Below are 1,057 nucleotides of genomic sequence, written 5' to 3'. Positions count from 1 at the left end.
CCGGGGCCGCCCCCCCCCCCGCGGCCGCCACCGGCAGCGGCGTGTCGGGAGCCGGAGCGGCCGGTCGGCGCCCCGGGCCCCGGTCGCTACGGGGCGACGGGCTCGGCGCAGGAGCCGGCGCGCAGTGCGGCGTCGAGGTCGAGGAGTTCGGCGTACGCCCGGGAGCAAGGCCGGCAGGCCGCCAGGTGGCGAGCCAGGCCCCGGGTGCGCGGGGTGGGGCGGCGACGGACGGCCGCACCGAGCACGCTGCCGTAGTGGCGGCACCGGGCATCGGCGGCCGAGGAGAGGTGGGCCCGCAGGTACGCCTCGCGCAGTCCTTCGCGGGCGCGGAAGGCCAGGGAGGTCACCGCGCTGGGGGTGATGCCGAGCAGCAGCGGGACGGGGTGCGGGCAGTCGTCCTCGACGAGGGTGTGCCACAGCACGGCCTTCCACCGCTCGGGGAGGGCCTGGAAGGAGCGGGCGACGAGCCGGCGGTCCTCGCTGTCCAGCAGCCGGCGCTGCGGGTCGTCCCCGCTCGGGCCGGGGCGGCACCAGGGCTCCACGTCCGGCGTCAGGACGGTGCGCCCGGCGCCGGCCCGCCATTCGATGGCCGTGTGCCGGACGACCGCCAGCAGGTACGGGCGCCACTGCTCCCGCGGACCGGCGCCGGAGCGGACGGCCTGCACGGTCCGTACGAAGGCCTCCGAGACGAGGTCCTCGGCGTCCTGCGGGGTGCGGCAGCAGCTGCGCGCACATGAGAAAGCGGCGGCACGGTGCCGCCGGTAGAGGAGTTCGCAGACGTCGGGATCGCCCGTTCCGGAGGCGTACGCCTGCCGGAGCCGCCGGATCAGGTCCGCGTCGGACGGGGGTTCCGGGCCGGTGCCGGCGGCGCCGGGGTCGGGGTCGGGGTGGTGGGACGGCGGCGCGCCGGTGTGGTGCGGGGCGGCCGGGGCGTGTCGGTGAGGGCCGGACATGGCGCTCCTGGTGTGGTCGGGGGCACGTGACGCACGGACGCGGGGGGGGGCGGGAGGGGGCCGGGGGGGGGGCGGCCGCCGGCGAAGGGCGGCGCCGGGGCGGT

The 1,057-nt window shown here is 79.4% G+C and carries 1 protein-coding gene; it reads right to left on the bottom strand.

The annotated features are described in order from the left end of the window. Window positions 1–86: 86 nt before the first annotated feature. Entirely contained in the window at window positions 87–953 is an 867-nt protein-coding gene (locus AB0F11_RS30945) for a sigma-70 family RNA polymerase sigma factor (RefSeq protein ID WP_362180756.1), read from the bottom strand. Window positions 954–1,057 lie beyond the last annotated feature (104 nt).

The sequence above is a fragment of the Streptomyces sp. NPDC032472 genome, assembly GCF_040636955.1.
Classification (GTDB): domain Bacteria; phylum Actinomycetota; class Actinomycetes; order Streptomycetales; family Streptomycetaceae; genus Streptomyces.
Note: the sequence above shows the minus strand (reverse complement) of the source record. Positions and strands in the feature narration are given on the sequence as shown.